Genomic DNA, 6,457 nt, shown 5'->3' on the forward strand with positions numbered 1-6,457 from the left:
CGAACGCGCGGCACCGTCGTGGTGTGCCCCGGTCGTACGTCCACCACGGCCGCGCCGCCGGCCGGCACCCCCTGAAAGCCCCGCACCACGCCAGCCGCGCGGTGCGGGGCCGGCGTGGTCCGGGTACCCGTGCCGCCCCGCTCGGCGTGGTCCGAGTGGGTGAGGCGGCGGGAGGCGGGGCGAGCGGAACGGCCCCGAGCCACAAGGCGCCTGATAGGAAGCTCGCGGCAGAGCAGATGATCAACGTGTCCCCGTTGGAGGACAGGTGCCCCACGCCCGGTTCGACACACCCCTACGCCGCCGCACGGACTCCCCCGAGTCCGCTGCCGGACCCGATACCGGCCCCGACCCCGACCCCGCCGCCACCAGCCCCGCCGCCCTCACCGGCGTGCCCGTCCGTCCCAACGGCCGCCGCCGGAGCGCCTTCCCTGCCGTCACCGTGGCGACCGTCCTCGGACTTGCCTTCGCCGCGGCCCCGTTCACCGCTCTCGCCGACTCCCCCGCGCACGTCACCCCGCGGCACGAGCGCGCGGTCCGGACGGCCGTCATGACCGGGCTGGACGATCCGGCGAAGAAAGAGATCGCCATGCAGTTGGTCTCCAGCGCGGAGAACTCCAGCCTGGACTGGCGGGACCAGTACAAGTACATCGAGGACATCGGCGACGGTCGCGGCTACACCGGCGGCATCGTCGGATTCTGCTCCGGCACCAGCGACATGCTGGGGGTCGTGGAGCTCTACACCGAGCGCGCCCCGGGCAACATCCTCGCGCCGTTCCTGCCCGCGCTGCGCGAGGTGGACGGCACCGACTCGCACGAGGGGCTCGGCTCCCGGTTCACCGCCGCGTGGGAGAAGGCCGCGCTGACCGACCCGGTCTTCCGCGGAGTTCAGGACGACGAGCGCGACCGGGTGTACTTCGACCCGGCGGTCAAGCAGGCGAAGGCCGACGGCCTCGGCACGCTGGGCCAGTTCGCGTACTACGACGCGCTCGTCATGCACGGCGAGGGTGACGACGGCGCGAGCTTCGGATCGATCCGCTCCAGAGCCCTCGGCAAGGCCCGGCCGCCGTCGGAGGGCGGCGACGAGACGGTGTATCTCGACGCCTACCTCGACGCGCGGGTGTGGGCCATGCGGCAGGAGGAGGCCCACTCCGACACCAGCAGGGTCGACACCGCGCAGCGGGTCTTCCTGCGGAACGGCAACCTCGGCCTGACCCCGCCGCTCGACTGGAAGGTGTACGGGGACAGTTACCACATCGGCTGACAGCACGTCGGCCGACGGCGACCGACGTCCTGCCGAGGCCGACCGGGACATTCGCCCGGCCTCGGCAAGGACCCCCGGCCGGGCGGATGCCCCGCCCCGAATCAGCCGCCGGCGACGAGGTGGGCGAGGCGCCGGGCCTCCTCGCGGGTCACGGCGGCGACAATGTCCTCGTCCACGGTCGTCAGCCGCCCGTTCTCCACGACCGGCCGGCCGCCGACGAGCGACAGGGTGACGGGGGCCGCCGCACCGAGGACGAGGGCCGCGACCGGGTCGGCGATGGAGGCGTGGGCGAGGGTGTCCATCCGCCAGAGCACCAGGTCGGCGAGCTTCCCGGCTTCGAGGGAGCCGATCTGTTCGGCGCGGCCCAGCACCCGGGCCCCGCCGTGCGTACCGAGACGCAATGCCTGACGTGCCGTCAAAGCCCGGTGCCGATGCGCCCCCAGACGGTTGACGAGCAGGGCGTTGCGCAGTTCGGTGTGGAGCTCGCCGGACTCGTTCGAGGCGGTCCCGTCGACGCCGAGGCCGACCGGAACTCCGGCCGCGATCATGTCCGGCACCCGGGCGATTCCGGCGGCGAGGCGGGCGTTGGAGGACGGGCAGTGCGCGACGCCCGTCCCGGTCCGGGCGAACGCGGCGATGTCCGAGTCGTTCATGTGGACGCAGTGGGCCATCCACACGTCCTCGCCGAGCCAGCCGGTGGACTCGAAGTAGTCGGTCGGCCCCATCCCGAACAACTCCTTGCAGAACTGCTCCTCCTCCACCGTCTCCGAGCCGTGGGTGTGCAGCCGCACCCCCATGGAGCGCGCCAACTCCGCTCCCTGTCGCATCAGTTCGGTGGACACGGAGAAGGGAGAACACGGCGCGACGGCGATCTGTGTCATCGCGCCGAACGACGGGTCGTGGTGGGCGTCGACGGTGGCGGCGGTGGCTTCGAGCGCGCCGTCGAGCGTCTCCACCGCGAAGTCCGGCGGCAGCCCGCCGTCCCTCTCCCCCCGGTCCATGGAACCTCGCGCGAGGGTGAACCGTACGCCGGTGTCCCGGGCGGCCTCGATGATCGCCCCGGACAGGTCGCCGGAGCCCCGGGGGAAGACGTAGTGGTGGTCCATCGCGGTGGTGACGCCGCCGCGCGCCATCATCGCCAGGGAACCCTGCGCCGCCGCGCGGACCATGGGTTCGTCGATGCGTGCCCAGGTCGGGTAGAGGGCGACCAGCCAGTCGAAGAGGTTGTGGTCGGTGGCCAGGCCCCGGGTGATCCACTGGTAGAAGTGATGGTGGGTGTTGACGAGCCCGGGTGTGACCAGGTGACCGGTGCCGTCGATGCGACGGACCACGTTCGCCAGTCCCTCGGGAGCGCGGCCCGCGCCGACGGATTCGATGCGGTCGCCCGCGACGACGACATGGCCGCAGGCGTACTCGGTGTCGTGCGCGTCGACGGTGGCGACCGCGCAGTTCTCGATGACGAGGCGCGGGGTCCCTGCCGGATCGGTCATCGTGCTTCCTTCTGTGAGTGCCGGCTTCTGGGAGCCGGGCTTCTGGGAGTACCGGGCTTCCGGAGGCCGTACCTCTGCGAGAGCCGAGGGGTGAAGGCCGGTTCGTACGACGGCGGTTCACGGGAACGGGTCAGAGGTTGGTGAGGTCCACCGGGATCAACTGCGCGGCGCCTTCCCGCAGCACGGTGGCCTCGATCAGTCCGTAGGGGCGGTCCGCGGCGAGGTAGACGGCACCGTCCTCCGACGCGTTCTCCATTCCGAACGGCTCCAGATCCACCAGGAAATGGTGCTTGTTGGGCAGCGAGAAGCGGATCTCGTCGATCTCGTCGCGGTTCTCGACCACCCGGGCCCCCATCCGGTGCAGCGTCTGCTGGAGCGAGAGGGAGTGCGTCTCGGCGAACGCACGGAGCAGATGCGCGCGGGCCTGCTGCCAGGACTCCTCCCAGTGGGGCATCTCCTCGGTGTCCTCGGACCAGTTGTAGCGCCACCGGGCGCAGACGTCGGTCGCGAGAATGCGGTCGTACGCCTCCTTGAGGGTGGTGTAGCGGTCCTTCGCGTAGCCCCAGAACTCGGACGCGGTGGAGTTCAGCACGGTGAGTTCCTTCACCCCTGAGATCACCTCCCAGCGCTCGCCGTCGTAGGCGATCTGCGCGGTGCGCACCTCCTGGCCCTTGCGTACGAAGGAGTGGCGCGGGCGGTCCGGGCCGGTGGCGCCGGGGTCCTCGATCCGCTCCCAGGCGTACTCCTCGATCCGCACCCGCGCCCGGGTGATCGCCGGCTGGGAGCGGACGAAGTGCCGGGCGAGGTGGATGCCGAACTGTTCGGCGGAGTCGATGCCGTGCTCCCTGGCGAACGCGTACACCGTGTTCTTCATGGTGTCGGTCGGCAGCACGTGGGCGTTGTCTCCGGAGATGTGGACCTCGTCCAGGTCGCCGGAGAGCGAGACCGAGACGTTCAGGTCCTTGATGTGGTGGGTGCCGCCCTCCCGCACGATCTTGACGACGCGGTTCTCGGCCTTGCCGTACTGGTTCTGGCCGAGAACCACGGTGGGGGGCCGGGGGACGGCGGCCTCGGAGGGCTGCTGGGCGGAAGTGGTCATGGGTGCCGGACCTTTCTGCGGGAAGCGGAAGCGGCGCCGTCAGGGGTGCGGGCCCGGGGGCGTACGTAGGGGACGGTGGTACGAGCTGGCTGCGTCCGGGTACGGCGGGACCGCCCCGCCGCGGTGGGTGCGGTCCGCGACGAGGTGGCCGACGGCCCGGCGAGGGGCCTCAGCTCCCCCGGTAGACGGAGTAGCCGAACGGGCTGAGCAGCAGGGGTACGTGGTGGTGCTCACCGGGACGGACGGTGAAGGTGATCGCGACCTCGGGAAAGAACGTTCCGCCGTCGGCGGGCGGAGCGGTCGGTCCGTCGGTCTCCCGGGCGAAGTACGCGTCGGTGTCGAAGTCGAGGCGCACCTGGGCGGTGCCCTCGGGCAGGGCGGGCAGGTCCGCGCAGCGGCCGTCCGCGTCGGTCACCGAGCCGCCGAGCGGTTCCCAGCCGGCGGTGGGACCGGGGCGGGTGGCGAGGCGGACGGGGACGGAGGCCGCGGGGCGGCCGATGCTGGTGTCCAGGACGTGCGTGGACACCGAGGCGGTGATGTCGGTGCTCAGTACCGTCACTCCCCTTCGGTCAGCAGGCGGGTCAGCCGGATACGGTTGATCTTGCCCAGCTCGGTGCGCACGATCGTGTTCTCCCGCTCGGGCGTGTTCGCCGCGCGGGCCCGCAGGGCCTCGCGCATCTGCTCGCCGGTGGCGCCGGTGGCGCAGATCAGGAAGACGTGGCCGAAGCGCTCCTGGTAGGCCAGGTTCAGTTCGAGCATCTCGGCCCGGAGGGCTTCGGACGCGTCCGCCATCCCCCGCTGCTCCCGCGCGGACACCGGATCGCCGGGCTCGGGCCGCCCGATCGGTGGATGACCGGCCAGGGCCTCGGCGAGGTCCGCCCCGGCCAGCGCGGCGGTGGCCGCGTCGCTCGCGGTGAGCAGGGCGTCAGCGGTGGCGTAGGGGTGGAACGCGAGGAGGGCGGCGGACCATGCCTCGCTGGAGCAGATCTCGTGCAGTACGTCGGCGACTTCGTCGTGCGCCAGGGCGTTGAACCGGGCCAGGCCCGATGAGGAACTCGACGTCACGGAGCCTCCGCGCTGATCGTCGCTGTCACGTCGCTTGGCGTCGTGCGGGCTGCGAACAGCTAACGCTCCCGCCCGACACCTCGTCAACAGTTTGTTGAAATTGGCCGGTCGGGGCCGGTCAGGCTCCTCGCCGGGTCCGCCCTCAGTCGCCCTTCTCACGGTTGAGGTAGTTGTAGACGGTGAAGCGGCTGACTCCGAGGGCGCTCGCCACCGTCTCCACCCCGTGGCGTACGGCGAACGCTCCCCGGGCCTCCAGGGTGCGGACCACGGACTGCTTCGCCCGGCGGTCCAGTCCGGCCAGCGGCCCGCCGTACGTCCGCTCCATCGCGGAGAGGATGTGGTCCAGGGACTCCGAGAGCTGGGGCAGCCGTACGGCCAGAACGTCCCGGCCCTCCCAGGCGAGCACCACGTCGTCCGGCCGGGCCTGGGCGGCTTCCAGCAGTTCGCCCCCCATCGCCTCCACCAGCGGCTTCACGGCGGCGACCAGCGGGTGTTCGGGGGCGGGGTGTTCGGCGGGGTGTTCGGGGGCGGGTCCGGTGCTCACCGCTCCCCCTCGGCGATCACGTTGACCTGGAGCGATATCCGGGTGGCCCCGGCGTCGATGGTGCGCCGGAGCAGCGCGTCCACGGCGGCCAGCACCACCTCCGCGCCGCCCTCCGCGGTGTTGCCGAAGGGGCCGACGTCCACCGCGTCCAGCGGCGCGGCACCGATGACCTCACGGGCCACCACCGCGTGCGCGGGCGCCTCGTCGAGATCGAAGGGTTCGGTGGTGAATTCCACCCTCAGACGCACGGTGCCTCCCGGGAGTTCCGGCCGGCGTGCGGGCCGGCTCGGCCCCGACTTTAACGCGGCCCGGCGGCTGCCCCGGTTGCCCGGATCGACCGGAAACAGCACCGATCGCCTGACCCGGCGCCCCGTGGTGGAGGACGATGTGCGCAGGCGTACGGCGGCGGACGGAACGGAGCGGGCGAGGCCGTGGCTCCACCCTCCCGCGCACCGCGCCCCCTGCCCGAGACCCGCCCCGCCTCCCACCCCTCACCCCTCACCCCTCACCCCTCACCCACAGAACGCCGCGTCGCACCCGGGCGTCGGCGGAAGGAGACACTGTGGAGCCTGTGCTCGTGCGCTGCCCCCTCTGTCTGCGCGACCACGCGTTCGTGATCCCCGTCTACTCCTGCCCCTGCGGCGCCCCTACCGCCCTGCGCGCGGAACGCGGGGCACCCGCGACCCAGGTCACCCAGCGCGTCTGGGCGGACTTCTGGGTCACCGCGCGCTGCGACGCGTGCGGACGCGACGACACCTGGCCGCAGCCGGAGCTGGGTTGCCCCTGCGGTACGGTCCTGCGCGTCCCGGTCCGTACCGGGCCCTCCGCCGAACCCGGTCCTGGCACCGACGCGGCCCCGGAGCCCGGCGCCGGCACCGGCACGGATTCGGGAGACACCACCGGCGCGACGCCGCTGACCGTCCCAGGACCGGCGGCGCTTCTCCTGCGGGACGAAGATGCAGCGCGCCGGTTCCTGCTACATCTGCGAGGGCTGCGGC

General features: G+C 72.2%; 7 protein-coding genes and 1 pseudogene. 2 read left to right on the forward strand and 6 right to left on the reverse strand.

Annotated elements, in window-relative coordinates:
* Positions 1–439: 439 nt before the first annotated feature.
* The gene (locus ACWD3D_RS31790; protein ID WP_451464206.1) at positions 440–1,261 is read left to right on the forward strand and encodes a chitosanase; all 822 of its coding nucleotides are present in this window, start codon (positions 440–442) and stop codon (positions 1,259–1,261) included.
* Positions 1,262–1,362: 101 nt separating this feature from the next.
* Here ACWD3D_RS31790 and ACWD3D_RS31795 read toward each other — a convergent pair whose 3' ends face one another.
* The 6 genes from ACWD3D_RS31795 to ACWD3D_RS31820 form a co-directional block, all read right to left on the reverse strand.
* Entirely contained in the window at positions 1,363–2,751 is a 1,389-nt protein-coding gene (locus ACWD3D_RS31795; protein WP_451464202.1) for an 8-oxoguanine deaminase, read from the reverse strand.
* A gap of 130 nt (positions 2,752–2,881) precedes the next feature.
* A complete protein-coding gene (pucL, locus tag ACWD3D_RS31800; RefSeq protein WP_451464203.1) occupies positions 2,882–3,850 on the reverse strand; it encodes a factor-independent urate hydroxylase in 969 nt (322 codons plus the stop codon).
* A gap of 169 nt (positions 3,851–4,019) precedes the next feature.
* Positions 4,020–4,400: a hydroxyisourate hydrolase gene (gene uraH, locus ACWD3D_RS31805; RefSeq protein WP_451464207.1), complete on the reverse strand. Its 381-nt coding sequence runs from the start codon at positions 4,398–4,400 to the stop codon at positions 4,020–4,022.
* A 5-nt stretch (positions 4,401–4,405) separates the two neighbouring features.
* Positions 4,406–4,915, reverse strand: a complete 510-nt coding sequence (gene uraD / locus ACWD3D_RS31810) for a 2-oxo-4-hydroxy-4-carboxy-5-ureidoimidazoline decarboxylase (RefSeq protein WP_451464204.1) — start codon at positions 4,913–4,915, stop codon at positions 4,406–4,408.
* 142 nt (positions 4,916–5,057) lie between these two features.
* Positions 5,058–5,369, reverse strand: coding sequence for a helix-turn-helix domain-containing protein (locus ACWD3D_RS31815; RefSeq protein ID WP_451464208.1), 312 nt, complete (start codon positions 5,367–5,369; stop codon positions 5,058–5,060).
* Between the two features lie 86 nt (positions 5,370–5,455).
* Positions 5,456–5,707: a hypothetical protein gene (locus tag ACWD3D_RS31820; protein WP_451464205.1), complete on the reverse strand. Its 252-nt coding sequence runs from the start codon at positions 5,705–5,707 to the stop codon at positions 5,456–5,458.
* A 314-nt stretch (positions 5,708–6,021) separates the two neighbouring features.
* On the opposite strand from ACWD3D_RS31820, the pseudogene ACWD3D_RS31825 reads away from it, so the two are divergent.
* Positions 6,022–6,457: pseudogene (locus ACWD3D_RS31825) on the forward strand (hypothetical protein); the annotation flags it as partial.

This window comes from Streptomyces sp. NPDC002690, assembly GCF_053592415.1.